Source organism: Desulfovibrio legallii (assembly GCF_900102485.1).
Lineage (GTDB): Bacteria > Desulfobacterota > Desulfovibrionia > Desulfovibrionales > Desulfovibrionaceae > Desulfovibrio > Desulfovibrio legallii_A.
On record NZ_FNBX01000001.1, the window covers coordinates 68909 to 87783 of the forward strand.

Below are 18875 nucleotides of genomic sequence, written 5' to 3' on the forward strand. Positions count from 1 at the left end.
CCCCGCCTCACTTTCCCGTATGGCACTGGGAGCAGGATTTTTTGCCGTAGGGGCCCGTGCCCAGTTTTTCGTGACAGCCCATGCAGTTTTTGTGGTATGCGTCCATGGAACCGAGAATCAGCTTCTGCGCGCCCTTGCCGTGGCAGACTGCGCAATCGGCGTACAGAGGGTTGAGCTTGACCCGCCCGGTTTTCGGCAGATTTTCCCGCACGGATCTGAGCGTGTGGCAAGCGGCGCAGCCTTTTTCACCGGCCTGGAAAAGATCTTCATGGCAGGTCATGCACCGGGCGTGCACGGCATCGGCCAGGTTGGGTGGCGTGCCGGGCTCGGCCTTGCGGCCGGAAGGCGCGCCGGATTCGTGGCAATCGGCGCAGTTCTGGGGCTCCGGCTCAATGGCAGCGTCTTTGTGGTGGCAGTCAGCGCAGCTGAGGCCCAGCTCCGTCGCATGCTTGTCGTGCCCCCATTTTTTGGCTGTCAGCTCATAGTGGTGGCAGGTGGCGCAGGCGGCGTTGTCGTCCCCGAAAAACGCCTGGTGCCGCTGCGCAAAGGCAGCGTCAAACGTGACGCCGTGGCAGGATTTACATCGCTGGACCTTGGTCCGCTTTTCAGGACTTTCATGATGGCAGTCCTGACAGGGAACGCCATAGGCCTCGGCATGCGCGGCATGCGGCAGAACCACAGCGCCCCCCGCGTTGCGTAGCAGCACCCGCCGGGGAACGGCCTCGCCTTTCTCCGGCAGCAGGTAACCCGCCAGGGCCGCCGCCGCCAAAAGGCCCGCCAACACCGCGATGAAAAGATATCGCTTTTGCAATCTTGCCTCCCTTCAATCCTTGCAGTCGGGCGTAATCGTGCGCACCCTTCCAGGTTCCACGCAGGCGGTTTTCCTTGCGGCCTGGGCCTGCCATGCCAATGCCAATACCAATGCATACTTGTCAGTTTATGCAGCTTTTGGGGGATTAGTAACCTATTTTTGTGGATAATGCTACCATTTCGCCAAAGACATTTCTTCACATTCAAATAAATTTTCCGCAGCAGCCCCAGGCAACGCCTTACAGGCGCACAGCGCGGTGCCCAGGGCTGCCCCCGATTTTTGGTGCAGGCCCCAATCTTTGATAACGTACGGTATTTTTCGCACATTAAAAAAATGAAAGTGGCCCGCCAAGTTGGTTAGACGGGGCGTCACGAGATTATCTAGAATTTTATTTTGTGGCATAGTTCGCTTGCCTTCAACCACAAACGGGGGAACGCATGCCACTGCCAGCCCACAGACGACACGACATTTCAGATGCTGTTTGGAAGAAATTTGCGCCGCATTTACCTGGCCGTGCTGGGAGCTGGGGTGACCTTGCGCATGATAACCGGCTGTTTATAAATGCAGTCTTTTGGATAATGCGTACAGGTGCGCCGTGGCGAGATTTACCGCCGGACTTCGGCGGCTGGAGCAACACGCACCGTCGCTTCATCCGCTGGCGTGACAAGGGAGTATGGGAGCGATTACTCGAAATTTTGATTGATGAGCCTGATTTTGAATGGCTGATGATCAACGCCAGCCATTGCAAGGTCCATCCCCAGGCGGCAGGTGCAAAAGGTGGTAATCAGAACATGAGCCGCACAAAAAGGGGGCTCAACACAAAATTGCATTTGGCCGTGGATGCGCATGGTATGCCGCTCAGGGCCATTGTTACACAAGGTACAGTGGCAGATTGTGCGCAAACAATTGCTTTAATTAGCTTGGTTACCGCATAAAACCTTTTTGCAGACAAAGGTTATGATACAGATACAATTCTTGATCAGGCTGAAAGGCAAGGTATGCTGCCGGTTATTCCTCCAAAAAAGAGTCGCAAAAAGCAGCGCTATTATGGCAATGAACTTTATAAGGCGCGCACTTGATAGAAAATGCATTTCTTCATCTGAAGCTGTGGCGCGGAATAACCACCAGGGACGCAAAGAATACGGCATCATTTCTTGCCGCCGTCCACATCAGGTGTATCTTTTTATGGATCTCTATCTCGTGACTATACTATCTAGAGCAGATTACCTTTGAGAACAGGCATTCTCAAAGTTTAAGGCACGCTCGTTTCGGCGCTCAACAGCGCAAATAAATTGCGCTTACGCCTCCACAGCGGGCGTCTGCTCACGCAGACGCCAGGGCATTTCAAAATTGAAATGCCCTAAAAAGCGCTGCCGCCGAAGACGGAGTCCCAGAGAGAGGTTTTGGGCGGCACGGCGTCGGGGTCCACCCAGGTCAGCACTTCACGCCCCATGTCCCAGGCCAGGGAGCGGGCGATGAAGCCTGCGGGGTCGCCGGGGTTGCGCTCCTTGATGGAGAAAAGATAAAAATCGTGCACCTGGCGGGCTTCCATAAGGCCGCCCTGAGCCATGGACCAAAGCAAGACGCCCGTGCGGACGTCGTAAATCTCCAGAGCCAGAGAAAGGGAGCTGGTGCCGCCGGAGCCGCCGTCCATATAGTGGTTGATGTAGCCGCCCACCACCATTTCCGCCCCGCGTTTACGGGCCAGCGCCATGGCCCGGTTGGGTTCGTAAGGACCGGCGTCGGCGGCGTATTCCAGGGTCTGAAAGGCGTTAAGCGAGAGCCAGACCTGCCAGATCTGGCGGGAGAAGGCAGTGCTGAAGCTCACGGGATCCGCAATCTGCTGCACCATGCGCAAGGGCACAAACAGGGCCCTGGGCCGCCGGTTGAGGCTCTCGCGCGGGGCCACATACACGGCGGGCGGCTGGCGGCGCACAAAATTGTTGATCTGCACCTGAAAAGGCGTGCTGAAGTCGCCGGAGACCTTCAGCGTACTGCGGCTGTCGTCCGGCGCGCGGCTGCAGCCCAAAGCCGCCAGGGCCAGCAGAAGCAGCGCGGCCAGCAGGGCCAGGAGCGCCCGGCTCCGCGCGGCCGCCCGGCAGAGGGCGGATCCATGTTGCACGGCTGGGCAATGCCGCCCCTTGCCGCAGTATTCCCACAGAGCGTTCATTGGCGTTTCTCCGTCATCAGCCGCGCCCGGCCCAGAAGAACCAGCAATCCGGCCCGGGCCGTCATCAGGCGCGTGTGCAGCTCCAGCCGCTTTTGGGGCGGCAGGCGGCGGAAGGCAGGGCTCTCGGCCGCCCGCGCCACGCGGCGCAGTTCCGCCGCCAGGCGGGCCAGACGGCGCAGCTCGTCTTCCGCAAACAGTGCGCTCCGTCCGGCTTCCTCCGCCCAGGCGGCCAGCTCGCGGGCCTGGACGGCAATGGTCGCCGGTCGGATGGCCGCGCCATATTTTCGACGTATGCAAAACCCGCGCCAGAGATCCGCAAGCCACCGACGCACCCGGTCCATACCGCCTTCAGAACTGCGTGGCCTGCGCCATCTGCAGCAAAAGCGGGGCCAGCAGAAGCAGAATGGGCGCAAGCCCCATAAGCGTCTGCGGCCAGCTCAGCCGCAGAGCCGCACGGCAGCCCACCAGAATGCAGGCAAAGCTCCAGATGAAGCCCACCACCGAGCCCAGCAGGGGCACGATGCAGAGCAGCCCCGGCGCGGAGGCGTAGGCCATAACCTGGAAGACCAGGGAAAAATCCTGCCGCTTGCTGGCGACAAAGCCGTAGGTGAACTGGATAAGCGCGCTGAGCACATAGATCTGCACCACAGAGACGGCCAGCTTGAGCAGCACGGTCATGGGCAGGCTCATCTGCGGCGAAAGCAGGATGAGCATTTTTTCCAGCTGCGGATCCGAAGCCGCGCTGGGGGCCATGAGGGAGAGAAAAACCCCGGACCAGACCCGCTCCACCGCCACCTGCACCGCGCTGATGATCAGGTAGAAGATCAGGGCCCGCGTCTGGGCCTCACCGGGCCGTAAGGCGGCAAAAAAACGCTGGCTGCCGAACATGACCCGCATGCAGGTATGGTAGAAGGCGGCCGGCCAGCCGTCCGGCTCCGGCGCGCGACGCCAGGGATTGTCCTCCCCGGCCTCCTGGTCGAACCCGGCCTCCGCCTCCCGGCCCTCCCGCTTCCGGTCACGCGCGGCATTCCGGCCCGCGTCTTCTGCCGCTGCGTCCTCGTCCCAGCGGGGCCTTGCGGCCTTGCGCGCCGGGGCGGCGGCCTCCTCGTCTTCCCGGCTGCTGTCCGCTTTTTCGGCACCGGCGGCCGGCGGCGCTGGGCGGCCCGGCACAATGGCCCCAGGGGGCAAGGGGTCATCCCCGCCGCCCGGAGCGGCCGGGGGCGTCTGCGCCATATCCTGCGGCGGTTCCTGCGCCGCGCCCGGCACAGGGGCGAGCACCTCCAGCACGCCCGCATCAGGCGCAAAGCGGAACCGGCAGGCGCACTGCGGACAGGTGGCGATAACCGGGCGGCGCGGCAGGCGGTCGTCAGGCAAAGGGCGGCTGAAGCCGCAACGCGGGCAGGTAATGTTCACAAACTTCTCCTCGCAAAGATGCCGGAAAGGCCGCCCGTTGCGGACAGCGGAACCGGCAGGAATTTTCCCGCCCATACTAGCCGCAGGCCAGGACGCTGGCAAGCGCCCGAAGGCTTGACAAGTCCGGGCCGCGCCCGTAGGGTGAAAAACACAAGGGGAGTAACTGGGTTCCTGTAGCCCGGACGGCATCAACAGCATGGCCTTTGGCCTGGTGCCGTCGTCGGTTTTACCGATGAGTGAGACCTTGGCAGCAATGCCAGGGTCTTTTTTTTATTTTTACCTGGAGAACGCCATGACCATCCGTTCGCTGCGGCCATACATCATTGCCGTGCTGCTGACCCTGCCCGGCGTAGGGCTGCGCTTTATGGACCATGCGGGCATGTCGCCCATTGTGGTGGCCCTGCTTTCCGGCATCGCCATTCTGGGGGCTTCCTTTCTGCTCACCTGGGCCTGCGAGGTGGCGCAGATGGACATTCCCCAGGCTGTGGCCGTGGCCGTGGTGGCCTTTATCGCCGTGCTGCCGGAATACGCCGTGGACATGTACTTTACCTGGATGGCGGGGCAGCAGCCTGAAAGCGCCTATTCCCACTACGCCATCGCCAATATGACCGGGGCCAACCGGCTGCTCATCGGCGTGGGCTGGTCGGCCATTGTGCTGCTCTTCGCCAGCCGCTTCCACAAAGGCGTGCACCTGCCCGACGACAAACGCACGGACGTGCTTTTCCTGGGCCTGGCCACGCTGTACGCCCTGTGCATCCCCCTCAAGGGTTCCCTTACCTGGGTGGACGGTCTGGTGCTGCTGGGCGTTTACATCTGGTACATCTGCATCGTGGCCCGCCGCCCCGTGGAAGAGGAGGAACCCGAAGGCCCGGCCGCCGTGCTGGCCCGCTTTGCCAAAAAAGTGCGCCTGCGCAGCGTCATCGCCATCTTCCTTTTTGCGGCCCTGGTCATCCTGTGCAACGCCGAACCGTTCAGCGAAAATCTGGTGGCCAGCGGCAAACTTCTGGGCGTCAACGAATTTTTGCTGGTGCAGTGGCTTGCGCCCATCGCCTCGGAATCGCCGGAGTTCATCATCGCCATCATGTTCGCCTCGCGCGGCAACGCCTCCCTGGCTCTGGGCAGCCTGCTTTCTTCCAAGCTCAATCAGTGGACCCTGCTGGTGGGCATGATCCCCGGGGTCTACGCCATCTCCTCCGGCGGGCTTACCCCGCCCATCAACCTTGACACCCACCAGTTTCAAGAAATACTCTTGACTGCGGGGCAATCCCTGTTTGCCGTGGCCCTGCTGGTGGACCTGCGGCTGCACGTGCGGGAGGCCTTCTGGCTGCTGGTTCTGTTTCTGGCCCAGCTGCTTTCGCCTCTGTACGATGCGCAATTGGAGGCCCTGCTGGGCCTGCCCCACGATCCGTTGCGCCTGCACTTTTTTTATGCAAAGGTTTATATTGTCCTTGCCATAGTGCTGCTGCTCAAAAATTGGCGCAAGGTGCGGGATCTGCGCCTGGGCTTCAAGGTGTAACGTCACCGTAATGCACACAACCTCGCGGCCCGCGGAAAGGCGCGTCTGGCTCCGGAAGGGCCACCGGCCGCCCTCCGCGACGCGCCGCCGGGATCAAGGTAGAATTTTCATGCCCCGTTTGCTGTTTTTGCTCCTCTGCGTCCTGCTGCTGGGCGAAAGGGCCCAGGAAGCCGCGGCCCTGACCGGTGTCGGCGATCCGGACCGGACTGCCCCCCCCGCCGCCGGGTCCACGGCGTTGCCTGTGGCCCTTCCAGAGCCCGACGCGCCCGCCGATCCCCCGGCCGGGGCCGCTCCTGACGCTGAAGTCGGCCCCCTGCCCAGCGAAGCCGAACGCAGCGCCGCGGCAGCCATCATTTCCGGTTCGCGCCGCCCGGGCATTATTGAGCATTCCCTCATCCGCGGCGGCGCGGACGTGCCTGGCCTGCATATCCACATCAACTACCCCTCTGTGGGCAGCAAGGAGATCGACGCGGACATCCGCCAGTGGGTCACCGGCCTGGCCGAGGCCTTTGCCGCCAATGCCACGGCCCTGACCCTGCCCGGCGAGGACGACGCCCCGCCCAACGAGCTGTGGGGCTCCTACACTGTGGCGGCCCCTTCGCCTGCGGGCCTGAGCCTGACCTTTGAAATCTGGACTTACACGGGAGGCGCGCACGGCAATCTGGACGTGCTGACCCTTAACTACAGCCTGCTCACGGGGCAGCGCCTGGGCCTGGTGGATTTGTTTGAAGACCCGGAAGCTGCCCTGCGGATCATGTCCGACTGGGCTTACAAGGAACTTTCGCAACGCCTGGGCGGCATGCGGCAGGAGCAGACCCTGCGCACGGGCCTCACCCCCGTGCCGGAAAACTTCGCCAGCCTTACCCTGGTGCCGCAGGGCGTGCGCATAAACTTCCAGCCCTATCAGGTGGCCCCCTGGGCGGCCGGCGCGCAGAAGGTCACCATCCCGCTGGAAGAACTGTTGCCCGCGCGGCCCCTGCTGCGCCTTTGGGGCCGCTAGGCCGTGCCCGCCGCGCAGAAAGGGCCCTTCGGGCCTGATCCGTCCCTGCCGGACGCCGCCGGGGCCAAGGCCGCTCCGCCCCTTGCCCCCGGCCCACGCGCCCCCGCCCGCTCCCGCTGGCTTTTCGACCCGCAGGACCACAAACTCATGAAGCTGGTCAACAGCTTCGTGGCGGCCAGGGCCAACGCCCGCGCCCTGCCGCAGCCCGAACCCGGTCTGCACCCCCACGGCATTATTGAGATGACCTCCGACCACGGCCTGCGCATGGCCAAGGCCGCCATTGTCCTGCTGGAAAGCCTGGAAGCCGGCGGCCCGCGCGAAAGGCTCACGGCCCTGCGCCGCCTGCACGACGAGGTGCTCTATTCCGCCCGCTCCCCTTTGCAGAACAATACGGCGCGGGTGCTGATCCAGATCATGAAAGACCTGGTGCGCGCCAGCCCGGATCCCGCGCGGCAGCTGCCCCTGGCCCACGATTTTCACCGCGCTGTGGGCGGCACCCCGCGCATTGTCCGCGCCCTGCTGCGGCGCTACCATCTGCTGGAAATGCCTGAGGCCTGGAACCAGCACGCCTTTGACCACCATGTGCACGACGCCAACACCAAGGGCCGCAAAAGCCCAACCCATCTGGTTATGGACGCCTGGATCAAGGGCATCCGTTTTCTCACCGTCGTCTATTACAATACGGTGGATCCGGAGGCGGCGCGCGAGCTTTTGCGGGCCGCGCGCATTATGGGCATTACCGTGCGCATCGGCATCGAATTTCGGGCCGCGTTTGGGGACAAACTGGTGGAATTTACCTGGTCGCCGCTCAATACGGAGACCTCCAAGGCCTTCACCGAGCTGCTCCGGCGCAAGGACGTGGCCGCCGTGCTGGCCGCCCACGCTCCGGTCAACGCCTGGATGCGCGAGCACGCGCTGCTGCTCCTGCGGGCCTGGAACCAACGCCATGCCCCGGCCCTGGCCGCCCGCTGGGGCCTGGAAACCCCGCCGCCCCTGGAGGAAGAGGCCTTCCTGGCCTATGTGGGGCAGCGCCAGCCCTCCACCCTGCACCTGGCCGAATACATCTATCAGGAATGGCGGCCCCTGTTGCAGGCCAAGCGCGCGGCCACCGTCGCCGCCCTGGCCGCGGCCGCGGACCCGCACCAGCAACGGCAGCTGCGCGACAGACTGGACCGGCTGGACAATCTGGTGCCCGACGGCCTGCGGGAGGACTGGCTCGGCCCGGAGACCAACCCGGATATTGTCTTTCCCAACCGCCCGCATCCGGACCTGCCGCCCATCCTGCGCCAGACCCCCGAGGAGCTGGTGGAAAGCCTCGTCCCTCTGCACCCCTGCCAGATGATCCTCAGCCTCTCCGGCCTCACCGCCCAGGATGTGCTGGAGCTGCTCTGGCGCTGCCAGGGGCGCATTACCCACCTGGAGCTCTTCAATCTGCGGGAGTGGAATGAAGGACGGCTCCGGCACGCGGCGGCCATCAATGCCCTGCAGCGGGCCATCAACGAAGGTAGCACCCCCAGGCTCAAGCACGTCATCCGCCAGATCGTCCACGACGAACCCGCCGCCTCGCCCCGGCGCGCCCTGTTCCAAACCATCCTCGGCCGGCTGCCGCAGCTGCAGGAATGGTATGCCCTTGCGCGCTTGGGATCGCGCATCGGTACGGATTCCACCAGCAGCTCCCACCACACCCACGGCATGGGGCTTGTCTTTGTGGAAACCCTTCCCCCCAAGGCCAGGGCCGCCCTGCGGCGGGAGCGCAATACCCAACGCCTGACCCTGCCCGTGCACACGGATATTTACCGCTTTGTGCAGCAGCACGAGCCGCCGCAGCCGCAGCCCCGGTGGCAAACGCTGCTCCGGCGGCTGCCGGGCCTGAGCAACCTGGGCTGCCAGTGCGTGCGGGGCTGGGGCCTGGAAAAAAAGACCACCAGCGTCGGTCGCGACGGCAACCTGGTGACCCTGGGCGGCGTGGACGACCGGGGCATCAGCCGCGACGCCGCCGATGGCCGCCCGCCGGAAGAGGAAGCCTGGACCTTCGCCCGCGCGCTTGCCTGCTGCAACAGCGCCCTGGCCAATACCCTGAAAATTCTGGCGGGCTTTCTGGCCGCCCAGTGGGCCTTCTGGTATGTGGACAGCTGGTGGGTGCTGACCTGGTTCGGCGCGCTGACCTGGTTTGCCATCACAGCCGTGCGCAACGTGGCGCAGGCCGTGGTGGGGGGCGGGGCCTTTACCCGCTCCCTGCTGCTGCCCTGGAAACGCTTTGTGAGCTGGGGGCGCATTGCCGATTCCCTCTTCTACACGGGGATATCCGTCCCCCTGCTGGAGGTGGGCGTGCGGCTCTGGCTTCTGCAGGATACGCTGGGCATTACGGTGGAGACAAGCCCGCTGATCGTCTACACGGTCATTGCCCTGGTCAACAGCGCCTATATTTCCGGGCACAATCTCTACCGCGGCCTGCCGCGCGAGGCCGTGGTCGGCAATCTTTTTCGCAGCGCCCTGTCTATCCCCCTCTCCCTGGCGCTGGGGCAGGGGCTGCTGGGCGCATTTACGCTGCTGGCCCTGCCCAACCCGCTGGCGCTGCTGCAAAATTGCGCGGCCATCGTCTCCAAATGCGCTTCGGACATGGTGGCGGCCGTCATTGAGGGCTTTGCCGACCGCAACGCCTTTCTGCGCCTCCGGCAGCGCGACTACGACAGCAAACTGCGCCAGATGTACGCCAACCTCACCCGGCAGGAGCTGCTCTTCCCCCACCGCGACCTGGAACGCATGCTGGAAAAGCCCGAAGACTACTGGCGGCAGCTCTACGCCAAAGACCCCGCCGTGGCCCGCGAAGCTGTGGCCCACCTGCTGGACATGCTCTACATGTGGTACTACCAGCCCCGCGCGCGCCAGGTCTTCTGGCGCAAAATGCGCGCCGCCCCGCCGGAGGAGCGGGGCATTGTGCTGGGCCTGCACGCCCTGCTGGGCCTGGAACGGGAGATCAGCACCCTTATCCTCAACGGCCTGCTGGAGCATGACTTTGCCCGCGCTCTGGCCTTTTACCTGCAAAATAACCGCAGCTATCTGCGCGACCTGCACGCCGACGCCGCGCAAAAACTCAACTGCCCGGATGTCTGCCAGTTTTGATAACAATTCCCACAATATGTCTAACAGTCCAATTTCCTTTGGCAAGCATAAAATTTTTAAAAAAATCTGAAAAAAATTGTCCCGGCCCCCTTCTCAAGCCGCCAGCGTGTCTTATTTGTATGCCGGTGCGGGGCCGTACCACGGCGCTCTTTCGCCACGGCCCATTACGCGCAATATTTCCGGCGCGGCCGCTTCAGGGCGGCCTTCGTCGCGTCCCCTCTGGGACAAGAAAAACAATATTTCCGGGAGGATTTGACGTCATGAAGCTGAAACCCCTCAACGACCGTGTGCTGGTCAAGCGTCTTGAGTCCGAAGAAAAGACCGCCGGCGGCCTGTATATTCCTGATACGGCCAAAGAAAAGCCCTCCAAGGGCGAGGTCGTGGCCGTGGGCCCGGGCAAGGTTGGGGAAAAGGGCGAGCGCGTGGCTCTGGCCGTGAAGCCCGGCGATATGGTGCTGTTCAACAAGTATGCCGGCACGGAAGTGAAACTGGACGGCGTTGACCACCTGGTCATGCGCGAAGAAGACATCCTGGCCGTTATTGACTAGCTCACCCCACAGCGTTTTCATTTTCAGGAGGAAATATCCCCATGTCTGCTAAAGAAATTCTTTTTGACGTTAAAGCCCGTGAAAAACTCGCCCGCGGCGTGGACAAACTTGCTGACGCCGTTAAGGTTACCCTTGGCCCCAAGGGACGCAACGTCGCCATTGAAAAATCCTTCGGCGCGCCCGTCATCACCAAGGACGGCGTGACCGTGGCCAAAGAGATCGAGCTGAGCGACAAGTTTGAGAACATGGGCGCGCAGCTGGTCAAGGAAGTGGCTTCCAAAACCTCCGACGCCGCCGGCGATGGCACCACCACCGCCACCATTCTGGCTCAGGCCATCTACCACGAAGGCATCAAGCTCGTGGCCGCCGGCCGCAACCCCATGGCTGTGAAGCGCGGCATCGACAAGGGCGTTGAAGCCCTTATCGCCGAGCTCGCCAACCTGGCCAAGCCCACCCGCGACCAAAAAGAAATCGCCCAGATCGGCACCATTTCCGCCAACTCCGACGCCACCATCGGCAATATCATTGCCGAGGCCATGGCCAAAGTGGGCAAAGAAGGCGTCATCACCGTGGAGGAAGCCAAGGGCCTGGAAACCACCATGGACGTGGTGGAAGGCATGCGCTTCGACCGCGGCTACCTCTCCCCCTATTTCGTGACCAACGCGGAAAAGATGATCTGCGAGATGGACAACCCCTACATCCTGTGCACGGAAAAGAAGATTTCCAGCATGAAAGACATGCTGCCCGTGCTGGAGCAGGTTGCCAAGGTTAACCGTCCGCTCATGATCATCGCTGAGGACGTGGAAGGCGAAGCCCTGGCCACCCTGGTGGTCAACAAGCTGCGCGGCGCGCTGCAGGTGGTGGCCGTCAAAGCCCCCGGCTTCGGCGACCGCCGCAAGGCCATGCTGCAGGATATCGCCATCCTCACCGGCGGCGAAGTGGCCTCTGACGAGACCGGCGCCAAGCTGGAGAACATGACCCTGGCCCAGCTCGGCACCGCCAAGCGCATTGTGGTGGATAAAGAAAACACCACCATCGTGGACGGCGCGGGCAAGAGCGAAGACATTAAGGGCCGCGTGAAGCAGATCCGCGCCCAGATCGAAGAAAGCACCTCCGACTACGACCGCGAGAAGCTCCAGGAACGCCTGGCCAAGCTCGTGGGCGGCGTGGCCGTCGTCCATGTGGGCGCCGCCACCGAAGTGGAAATGAAGGAAAAGAAAGACCGCGTGGAAGACGCCCTTAACGCCACCCGCGCCGCGGTGGAGGAAGGCATCGTCCCCGGCGGCGGCACGGCCCTTATCCGCGTGAGCAAGGTGCTCAACGACATCAAGCCCGCAGACGACGACGAACTGGCTGGCGTGAACATCGTGCGCCGCGCCATTGAAGAGCCCCTGCGCCAGATCGCCCACAACGCGGGCTTTGAAGGCTCCATCGTGGTGGAAAAAGTGCGCCAGGGCAAGGACGGCTTCGGCTTCAACGCCGCTACCGGCGAATACGAAGACCTCATCAAGGCCGGCGTTATCGACCCGAAAAAGGTTACCCGCACGGCCCTGCAGAATGCCGCCTCCGTGGCTTCCCTGCTGCTGACCACCGAGTGCGCCATCGCCGAAAAGCCCGAACCCAAGAAGGACGCTCCCATGCCCGGCGGCATGGGCGGCATGGGCGGCATGGACGGCATGTACTAAGCCGCTCTTCTCCCTTTGCCCCTCTCCGGCGGGGTCTCTGCGTAAGCGGGGACCCCGCTTTTTTACGCCCGTACCGCGCCTGCTCAGAGCACAGGCGCCCCCATGCACCCGGCCGCCGCCAGCCGCTACGAAATGTGCGAAAAATTCTGGACACTACCGCAACGACTCCAGCGCCGCCTGGCGGGCTGTTTGTCTGGCGGTTAGCCTTTCCGCCCTGGGAAGCGGTATTCCCAAAAGCCGGCGCCTGACCGCCACGCCCTTGCAGTTGAAAAGCCCTACAAACTTTGGCATAGTTAAAAGGAAAAGGAATTGCTATTATTCTGTTGACATCCACAAGCAACGGCATATGCCAAGGAGGCTTCATGGCCGCCGAACGCACCATCAGCGCAAAAGACTTGCACACCCTGGATCTGCAACAAATGCTTATTGTGGACGTGCGCACCCCCATGGAATTCGCCGAAAAACGCCTGGCCCGGCCCACGGCGTTTGCTCCGGTTGCGGAGCTGAATCCCAGGGACGTGGCCCTGCGCAGCGGCGCGCTGCAAGACACCCCCATCCTTACCCTCTGCGCCAGCGGCCGCCGCGCCCAGACCGCCGCCGCCAAATTCCTGGAAGCCGGCTTCACAGACGTGCGCGTCATTGAGGGCGGCCTGGCCGCCTGCCAGGAGGCGGGCCTGCCGACCGCCGGCCAGGGCCAGCCCAAAACCGCGGAAGCCTCGCCCGCCCTGGACCGTCAGGTGCGCCTTGCCGCGGGCGCGCTTTCCGTCATCTTTATTCTGCTGGGCATCTTCGTCCACGGCGTCTTTTTCCTGGGCGCGCTGTTCGTGGGCGCGGGGCAGGTTTTCTCCGGCCTGACCAACTGGTGCGGCCTGGCCATGCTGCTCATGCGCGCCCCCTGGAACAAAAAATCTGCCTGCGCCACAGGTTCCTGCGCCATCGGCGGCGGCAAAAGCCCCGGCGCCAGCTGCCAGTAGCCATCACCCCAGGCCAAAGGAGTCCGCCATGTCTGCGCCTGTTGTTCGTGGTTTTTTTGACCCCGTCACCGCCACCTGGACCTATGTGGTCTGGTCCGCCGAGGACGCCCAGCGCCGCTGCGCCGTCATCGACAGCGTGCTGGACTACGACCTGCCCTCCAGCCGCACTGCCACAACCTCCGCCGATGCGGTCATTGCCTTCATCCGCGCCCAGAGCCTGAGCGTGGAGTGGATTCTTGAAACCCACATCCACGCCGACCACCTCACCGCCGCCAGCTACATCAAGGCGCAGCTGGGCGGCAAAATTGCCATCAGCCGCCATATCCTGGACATTATCAAAACCTGGACGCCCATCTTCCAGACCCAGGAGGATACCCCGGCCGACGGCTCACAGTTCGACTGCCTCTTTGCCAACGATGAAGAGTTCAGCCTGGCCGGCATGCCCGCCAGGATCATTCACACCCCCGGCCACACCCCGGCGGACACCACCTATATTGTGGGCGACGCCGCCTTTGTGGGCGACACTATCTTCCTGCCCGACGTGGGATCGGGCCGCTGCGACTTCCCCGGCGGCAGCGCCGAGGATTCCTACGAATCCTCCCGCAAACTCTTTGCCCTGCCCGACCACTGCCGCATCTATGTGGGGCACGACTACCCGCCCGACGGTGCGCGCGGCCCTCAGTGCATGGCCACCGTGGCCGAACAGAAAGCCCACAACGTGCGCCTGCACACGGGCATAGACAAAGCCGCCTTTGTCTCCCGCCGCAAGGCTGACGATACCGGCAAAGCCGTGCCGCCCCTGATCCTGCCCTCCATCCAGGCCAATATGCGCACCGGCCAGTTCGGCGCGGCCGTCAACGGCATCCAGTACATCAAACTGCCCGTGAACAAGATATAAGGGGAAAAGGGATTTTTTGTGGGGGGGAGAGGGGGAGCTTTTGTGAACAAAAGTTTCCCCTCTCCCCCCACCCGCCATCCCCTTCAAAAAACGTTTCCCTGGGCATGCGCCAGGAGGCCAGATGCAGAAAGCAACCTGCTGATATTCCAGAAATTTAACAAAAGCAAAGTTATTCTGTATGCTTTAAGCATCTACCCAGGAGGCAATATGAATCCCCTCTTTACCCCCATCGCCATCGACGGCCTGACCCTGGCCAACCGTATCGTCATCCCCCCCATGGACCAGTATTCCGCACAGGACGGCAGCCCCACGGCCTGGCACAGCATGCATTACGGGCATCTGGCCCTTTCCGGCGCGGGCCTGCTGGTTGTGGAGGCCACGGCTGTGGAGCCCGCCGGGCGCATCTCGCCCTACGATCTCGGCCTGTGGGACGATACGCAGGAAGCCGCGCACAAGGCCATGCTCCAATTTATCCGCCAGTGCGGCAACGCCGCGCCCATTGCCGTGCAGCTGGGCCATTCCGGCCGCAAGGGCGCTACAGCCCGCCCTTGGGAAGGCGGCGGCCCTCTGGCCCCCGGCCAGGGCGGCTGGGAAATCTATGCCCCCTCCCCCCTGCCCTACGCCCCTGACCACCAGACCCCCACGGCTCTGAGCGCAGCCGATCTGGATCGGCTGACCGCGGCTTTTGCCCAGGCGGCCCACCGCGCCGTGCGCGCCGGCTACAACGCCATTGAGCTCCATGTGGCCCACGGCTACCTTATGCACCAATTCCTCTCCCCCTTGAGCAACCGCCGCACGGACGCCTACGGCGGCAGCCTGGAAAACCGCATGCGCTTCCCACTGGCCGTGCTCACGGCCGTACGCGCCGCCGTGCCCCAGGGCTTCCCCGTGGGGGTGCGTGTTTCCGGCACGGATTTCGCCCCCGGCGGCTGGGATGTGGAGGAATGCGCCGTCTTCGCCCAGGCTGTGGCCCAGGGCGGCGCGGCCTACATCCACGTTTCCGGCGGCGGGCTTACGCCGGAGCAGCACATTGATCTCGCCCCAGGCTACCAGGTGGGCCTGGCCGCTCGCGTCAAGGCCGCCGTGCCCGGCCTGCCGGTCATCGCCGTGGGGCTGATCACTGAGGCGGAGCTGGCCTCCAGCATTGTGGTTACCGGCCAGGCGGACATGGTGGCCATCGGCCGCGGCATGCTCTACGACCCGCGCTGGCCCTGGCACGCCGCCGCAACCCTGGGCCAGACCCTTCCCGGCGCGCCACGCCAGTACCTGCGCTCCAGGCCCCATAACGTCAAGGAGCTCTTTGCCGACTGACGCCACAGAACGTCGGCGATAAATCTCTCGTCCGGCCATGCACGCAAAAAGCGGCTTGTCTCCTGGAGGCAAGCCGCTTTTTGCGTCCTCAAAAGGGCAGACAAGCCGCCCCTTCTGTCCTGAACCGCGCTGCAAAGCTGCCGCGCTTGCGCTTTTGGCGAACGTTTCTTGACGCAACCGCCAGCGGGCGCTTCAAGCGTGAATGCTCAAGCGTTGTACAATGCGCTACCCCTTGGAGCCGCGCTTGGAGGCCTTGAGCGGATTCACCTTTTTGGTGGCCACGGTTTCGGATCTGATGCGGTGCTGGTTGCCGCTCCAAAGCTCTTCCGGGTCCAGTCCCAGCGCCGTCAGACGCGCCTTGACGCCCTTGCGCTCTGCGCTGTAGCGGTGGCGGTCCGCCATAACGCTGCCCACATAGTTGGGCGTGGTCAGGTACAAGCCCGCTTTGTCAATGGCCAGCATATAGCTAGCGCCGTTTTCCTCAACTGCCTGAATGACCATATCTTCAGTGGTGCCAAAGCGATTTTCCATGCTGCGTTCTCCTTCTGCTGCTCCGTGGGGCGTCTCAGCCCGCACTGGACCAGTCTATACGAAAAAGAATTTCATTGTCAAATACACGTCAAAGCCCCCCACGCCAGAAGGGGGTTCCGAAGCGAACCCACCTCTACCAACAGACGAACAATCCGCGTAAAAAAACAGGACACGCCCCGTCCGAAGGGCATGCCCTGTTTCCCCATTTGGGGAACAAAAATTATTCTGCAAGAAGAATATTACGGGTTGACCATCACCTTGGCCGGGCGCAGCAGTCTGTCGCCCAGCTTGTAACCGCGCTGCAGCACGCGGGTGACCGATTGGGGGGCCAGGTCGGGCCGGGCGTCAAAGCCCACGGCCTCGTGCAGGCCGGGGTTGAACTCCTCGCCTTCTTCGCCGATGGGGCGCAGCCCGTGCTTGGTCACGGCGTCCAGCAAGAGCTTGCGGGTCATGGCCACGCCCTGCAGCATATCTTTGCAGGCTTCGGCCTTGCTGCCGTACTGCAGGGCCAGGTCCAGATTGTCCAGGGTGGGCAGCAAGTCGCCCAGCACCTTTTCGGCCGCATAGCGCACCTGCTCCTGATGTTCGCGGGTCAGGCGCTTCTTGAAATTGTCCATTTCAGCAACGGCGCGCAGACGCATTTCTTCCATCTCCGCCTTGCAGCGCGCCAGCGCGTCCTCGCCCGCAGGCGCGGCGTCGGGCACAAACATCTCCACCACATCCTCGTCCCCGGCGGGCTCCGTAGCGGGCGTCCCGCCGTCGGGCCGCGCGGCGGCCGTCGCCTGGGCATCCACCGCCGGGCCGGACGTTGCGTTCGCCTGGGGCGCGCCCTGGGTGGCTGCGTCCGCCTGGGCGCAGGTTTCCCGCTGGTCGCGGGGGTCAGTTTCCGGCGCGGTCTCCCCGTCCGCCGCATTGTGGAAGGGCTGGGGCTGCCCGTAAAAATGGTGCATCTTATGACGCTGCATGCTTCCTCCAGAATATCCCGCCAGGGGGCGGCATCATTGTTGCTAAGTAAGGTCGCCCTCCCCCTCTGTCAAGGGCGCTCGCCCTGCGCCGTCCGGCGGGCCGCTTGCATTCGCCCTTGCCTTGGCCTACACTTTTGCAATTCAGCGCAGGAAGGATGCCATGCTCCGTAGTATGACCGGATTCGGCCGCTGTGTGGTGGAAGGCCCCCTCTTCACCCAGCAGTGGGAAGTGAAAAGCGTCAACAGCCGTCACCTGGATCTCAAGTGGCGTCTGCCCCCCACCCTGCGCAGCCTGGAGGCCCGGCTGGAAAAAGTCGTGCGCCGCTACGCTTCGCGCGGGCGGGCGGACATCAGCCTCATGCTCCAGTACGCGCCCGGCGGCGCGCCCTCCATGCGCTTTGACGCGCCTCAAGCCGCGGCCATGCTGGACAGTCTCCAGGCTCTGGCCCTGACCAGGGGCGACGATTTTACCCCGGACTACAACCAGCTGCTGGGCATCAACGCCCTGTGGGGCGACAACGGCGAGGAACTGGACGAAGACACCGCCGCCACCCTGGAAGACGGCCTGGCCCTGGCCCTGGAAGACTGGAACGAGGCCCGCGCCGCCGAAGGCCGCGCTCTGGCCACGGACATGCACTCCCGCATCCTGCGCATGGAAGAATGGACCGGCCTGATCGCCGAGCGCGCCCCGGCCATCAAGGACGAAAGGGCGACCGTGCTGCACGAGCGCCTGAACGAAGCCCTGGCCCAGAGCGGGCAGGAGCTGGACGAAGGCCGCTTTCTGCAGGAGGTGGTCACCCTGGCCGACCGCCTGGACGTGAGCGAAGAGCTCACCCGCCTGGCCACCCACCTGGCCCGGCTGCACGATCTGCTCCAGTCCGGCGGGGACGCCGGCCGGCGGCTGGACTTCACCCTGCAGGAGTGCTTCCGCGAGATCAACACCTGCGGCAACAAGCTGCCTGACGTGCAGCTCTCCCGCCTGGTGGTGGACTTCAAGAACGAACTGGAAAAATGCCGCGAACAGGTCCAGAATCTGGAATAACCCATGCCCCGAGACAGACTTATCAACATCGGCTTCGGCAACTATGTGCTGGCGGGCCGGGTGGTGGGCATCGTGAACCCCGCATCCTCGCCCATGAAGCGGCTGCGCGAGGACGCCAGGGCCGAGGGCCGGCTGATTGACGCCACCCAGGGCCGCAAAACCCGCTCCATTCTGGTGACCGATTCCAACCACGTGATCCTCTCCTCCATTCAGCCGGAGACCATCAGTCAGCGCTTTGCGCAAGAGGAAGAACCCCGATGACCCGCCACGGCATCGCCTTGGTTTTGAGCGCCCCCTCCGGCGCGGGCAAAACCACCCTGATCAAACGCCTGCGGGCGGAGTTTCCCGGTTTTGCCTACTCCGTTTCCTGCACCACCAGAGCGCCCCGCCCTGGCGAAACGGACGGCAAGGACTACTATTTTCTGCCCCGGGAAACCTTTGAGCGCCGCCGCGCTGAAAACTATTTTGCGGAATGGGCCGAAGTGCACGGCAATCTGTACGGCACGCCGCTGGAACCGGTAAAGGAAGCCCTGCGCCGGGGCACGGACCTTATCTTTGACATTGACGTGCAGGGCGCGGCCCAGCTCAAGCTCAGTCTTGCCGAGGCCCTTTTTGTCTTCATCCTCCCGCCCGGCCTGGACGAACTGGAGAGCCGCCTGCGCGGACGGGGGCAGGACGACGAAGCCAGCATCCAACGCCGCCTGGCCAACGCCCGGAGTGAAATGGCCCAGGCCCGCTGGTACGACGCCCTGGTGGTCAACGACGACCTGGACCAGGCCTATGACCGGCTGCGTGCCGCCTACCTGGCGGCCACCCTGGCCCCCGCGCGCAACCCCGGCTTGGTGGAAGCCCTGCTGGCCCGTTGACGCCGCATCCTTTACCGCCTTT

At 63.7% G+C, this 18875-nt stretch carries 18 protein-coding genes and 1 pseudogene; 12 read left to right on the top strand and 7 right to left on the bottom strand.

Translation table 11 applies throughout. The features are described from left to right. Positions 1 to 7 precede the first annotated feature (7 nt). Both BLS55_RS00300 and BLS55_RS12010 read right to left on the bottom strand, forming a co-directional pair. Positions 8 to 811: a cytochrome c3 family protein gene (locus tag BLS55_RS00300; RefSeq protein WP_257243067.1), complete on the bottom strand. Its 804-nt coding sequence runs from the start codon at positions 809 to 811 to the stop codon at positions 8 to 10. A 171-nt stretch (positions 812 to 982) separates the two neighbouring features. Continuing rightward, a complete protein-coding gene (locus BLS55_RS12010) occupies positions 983 to 1234 on the bottom strand; it encodes a hypothetical protein (RefSeq protein ID WP_180365350.1) in 252 nt (83 codons plus the stop codon). A gap of 14 nt (positions 1235 to 1248) precedes the next feature. On the opposite strand from BLS55_RS12010, the pseudogene BLS55_RS00305 reads away from it, so the two are divergent. Next, positions 1249 to 2015: pseudogene (locus BLS55_RS00305) on the top strand (IS5 family transposase). Between the two features lie 156 nt (positions 2016 to 2171). Here the strand turns inward: BLS55_RS00305 and BLS55_RS00310 are convergent. From BLS55_RS00310 to BLS55_RS00320, 3 genes are read right to left on the bottom strand one after another with little or no spacing between them, the layout of a single operon-like run. Then, entirely contained in the window at positions 2172 to 2981 is an 810-nt protein-coding gene (locus BLS55_RS00310; RefSeq protein ID WP_257243068.1) for a hypothetical protein, read from the bottom strand. Further along, positions 2978 to 3322: a hypothetical protein gene (locus BLS55_RS00315; protein WP_092152342.1), complete on the bottom strand. Its 345-nt coding sequence runs from the start codon at positions 3320 to 3322 to the stop codon at positions 2978 to 2980. The genes BLS55_RS00310 and BLS55_RS00315 overlap by 4 nt, the downstream gene beginning before the upstream one ends. 7 nt (positions 3323 to 3329) lie before the next feature. After that, positions 3330 to 4394, bottom strand: a complete 1065-nt coding sequence (locus BLS55_RS00320) for a YIP1 family protein (protein ID WP_092152343.1) — start codon at positions 4392 to 4394, stop codon at positions 3330 to 3332. Positions 4395 to 4686: 292 nt separating this feature from the next. On the opposite strand from BLS55_RS00320, the gene BLS55_RS00325 reads away from it, so the two are divergent. The 8 genes from BLS55_RS00325 to BLS55_RS00360 all read left to right on the top strand — a co-directional run bounded on the left by BLS55_RS00325 (position 4687) and on the right by BLS55_RS00360 (position 15449). Continuing rightward, positions 4687 to 5910, top strand: coding sequence for a sodium:proton exchanger (locus BLS55_RS00325; protein WP_092152521.1), 1224 nt, complete (start codon positions 4687 to 4689; stop codon positions 5908 to 5910). 109 nt (positions 5911 to 6019) lie between these two features. Continuing rightward, positions 6020 to 6910 carry a DUF3298 and DUF4163 domain-containing protein gene (locus BLS55_RS00330; RefSeq protein WP_092152344.1) on the top strand — a complete coding sequence of 297 codons (891 nt, stop codon included), beginning with the start codon at positions 6020 to 6022 and terminating at the stop codon, positions 6908 to 6910. 3 nt (positions 6911 to 6913) lie between these two features. Beyond that, positions 6914 to 10033: a hypothetical protein gene (locus BLS55_RS00335; RefSeq protein ID WP_180365351.1), complete on the top strand. Its 3120-nt coding sequence runs from the start codon at positions 6914 to 6916 to the stop codon at positions 10031 to 10033. A gap of 260 nt (positions 10034 to 10293) precedes the next feature. After that, on the top strand, positions 10294 to 10581 hold the full coding sequence (groES, locus tag BLS55_RS00340; RefSeq protein ID WP_092152345.1) for a co-chaperone GroES: 288 nt from the start codon (positions 10294 to 10296) through the stop codon (positions 10579 to 10581). Between the two features lie 41 nt (positions 10582 to 10622). Further along, positions 10623 to 12266, top strand: a complete 1644-nt coding sequence (gene groL, locus BLS55_RS00345; protein ID WP_092152346.1) for a chaperonin GroEL — start codon at positions 10623 to 10625, stop codon at positions 12264 to 12266. A 362-nt stretch (positions 12267 to 12628) separates the two neighbouring features. After that, a complete protein-coding gene (locus BLS55_RS00350) occupies positions 12629 to 13240 on the top strand; it encodes a rhodanese-like domain-containing protein (RefSeq protein WP_092152347.1) in 612 nt (203 codons plus the stop codon). 28 nt (positions 13241 to 13268) lie between these two features. Then, positions 13269 to 14138, top strand: coding sequence for an MBL fold metallo-hydrolase (locus BLS55_RS00355; protein ID WP_092152348.1), 870 nt, complete (start codon positions 13269 to 13271; stop codon positions 14136 to 14138). Between the two features lie 207 nt (positions 14139 to 14345). Beyond that, on the top strand, positions 14346 to 15449 hold the full coding sequence (locus BLS55_RS00360) for an NADH:flavin oxidoreductase/NADH oxidase (protein ID WP_092152349.1): 1104 nt from the start codon (positions 14346 to 14348) through the stop codon (positions 15447 to 15449). A 225-nt stretch (positions 15450 to 15674) separates the two neighbouring features. Here BLS55_RS00360 and BLS55_RS00365 read toward each other — a convergent pair whose 3' ends face one another. Together BLS55_RS00365 and grpE are read right to left on the bottom strand one after the other, a co-directional pair. Further along, positions 15675 to 15980, bottom strand: coding sequence for a hypothetical protein (locus BLS55_RS00365; protein WP_092152350.1), 306 nt, complete (start codon positions 15978 to 15980; stop codon positions 15675 to 15677). Positions 15981 to 16219: 239 nt separating this feature from the next. Next, a complete protein-coding gene (grpE, locus tag BLS55_RS12355) occupies positions 16220 to 16945 on the bottom strand; it encodes a nucleotide exchange factor GrpE (RefSeq protein ID WP_306806872.1) in 726 nt (241 codons plus the stop codon). Positions 16946 to 17105: 160 nt separating this feature from the next. Here grpE and BLS55_RS00375 point away from each other — a divergent pair, with 160 nt between their 5' ends. From BLS55_RS00375 to gmk, 3 genes are read left to right on the top strand one after another with little or no spacing between them, the layout of a single operon-like run. Beyond that, positions 17106 to 17987 (top strand): YicC/YloC family endoribonuclease, encoded by an 882-nt coding sequence (locus BLS55_RS00375; protein ID WP_092152351.1) that lies wholly within the window; start codon positions 17106 to 17108, stop codon positions 17985 to 17987. A gap of 3 nt (positions 17988 to 17990) precedes the next feature. Then, complete coding sequence (locus BLS55_RS00380) at positions 17991 to 18248, top strand: DUF370 domain-containing protein (protein ID WP_092152352.1); 258 nt, start codon at positions 17991 to 17993, stop codon at positions 18246 to 18248. Further along, positions 18245 to 18853, top strand: a complete 609-nt coding sequence (gene gmk / locus BLS55_RS00385) for a guanylate kinase (RefSeq protein ID WP_092152353.1) — start codon at positions 18245 to 18247, stop codon at positions 18851 to 18853. The genes BLS55_RS00380 and gmk overlap by 4 nt, the downstream gene beginning before the upstream one ends. Positions 18854 to 18875 lie beyond the last annotated feature (22 nt).

Excerpts from the sequence above, each read along its gene's own strand:
- BLS55_RS00325 (WP_092152521.1), top strand. The coding sequence starts at position 4,687 with ATGACCATCCGTTCGCTGCGGCCATACATCATTGCCGTGCTGCTGACC.
- BLS55_RS00360 (WP_092152349.1), top strand. The coding sequence starts at position 14,346 with ATGAATCCCCTCTTTACCCCCATCGCCATCGACGGCCTGACCCTGGCC.
- BLS55_RS00350 (WP_092152347.1), top strand. The coding sequence starts at position 12,629 with ATGGCCGCCGAACGCACCATCAGCGCAAAAGACTTGCACACCCTGGAT.
- BLS55_RS00355 (WP_092152348.1), top strand. The coding sequence starts at position 13,269 with ATGTCTGCGCCTGTTGTTCGTGGTTTTTTTGACCCCGTCACCGCCACC.
- BLS55_RS00365 (WP_092152350.1), bottom strand. The coding sequence starts at position 15,980 with ATGGAAAATCGCTTTGGCACCACTGAAGATATGGTCATTCAGGCAGTT.
- grpE (WP_306806872.1), bottom strand. The coding sequence starts at position 16,945 with ATGCAGCGTCATAAGATGCACCATTTTTACGGGCAGCCCCAGCCCTTC.
- BLS55_RS00330 (WP_092152344.1), top strand. The coding sequence starts at position 6,020 with ATGCCCCGTTTGCTGTTTTTGCTCCTCTGCGTCCTGCTGCTGGGCGAA.
- BLS55_RS00375 (WP_092152351.1), top strand. The coding sequence starts at position 17,106 with ATGCTCCGTAGTATGACCGGATTCGGCCGCTGTGTGGTGGAAGGCCCC.
- BLS55_RS00310 (WP_257243068.1), bottom strand. The coding sequence starts at position 2,981 with ATGAACGCTCTGTGGGAATACTGCGGCAAGGGGCGGCATTGCCCAGCC.
- BLS55_RS00315 (WP_092152342.1), bottom strand. The coding sequence starts at position 3,322 with ATGGACCGGGTGCGTCGGTGGCTTGCGGATCTCTGGCGCGGGTTTTGC.
- BLS55_RS00380 (WP_092152352.1), top strand. The coding sequence starts at position 17,991 with ATGCCCCGAGACAGACTTATCAACATCGGCTTCGGCAACTATGTGCTG.
- gmk (WP_092152353.1), top strand. The coding sequence starts at position 18,245 with ATGACCCGCCACGGCATCGCCTTGGTTTTGAGCGCCCCCTCCGGCGCG.
- groES (WP_092152345.1), top strand. The coding sequence starts at position 10,294 with ATGAAGCTGAAACCCCTCAACGACCGTGTGCTGGTCAAGCGTCTTGAG.
- groL (WP_092152346.1), top strand. The coding sequence starts at position 10,623 with ATGTCTGCTAAAGAAATTCTTTTTGACGTTAAAGCCCGTGAAAAACTC.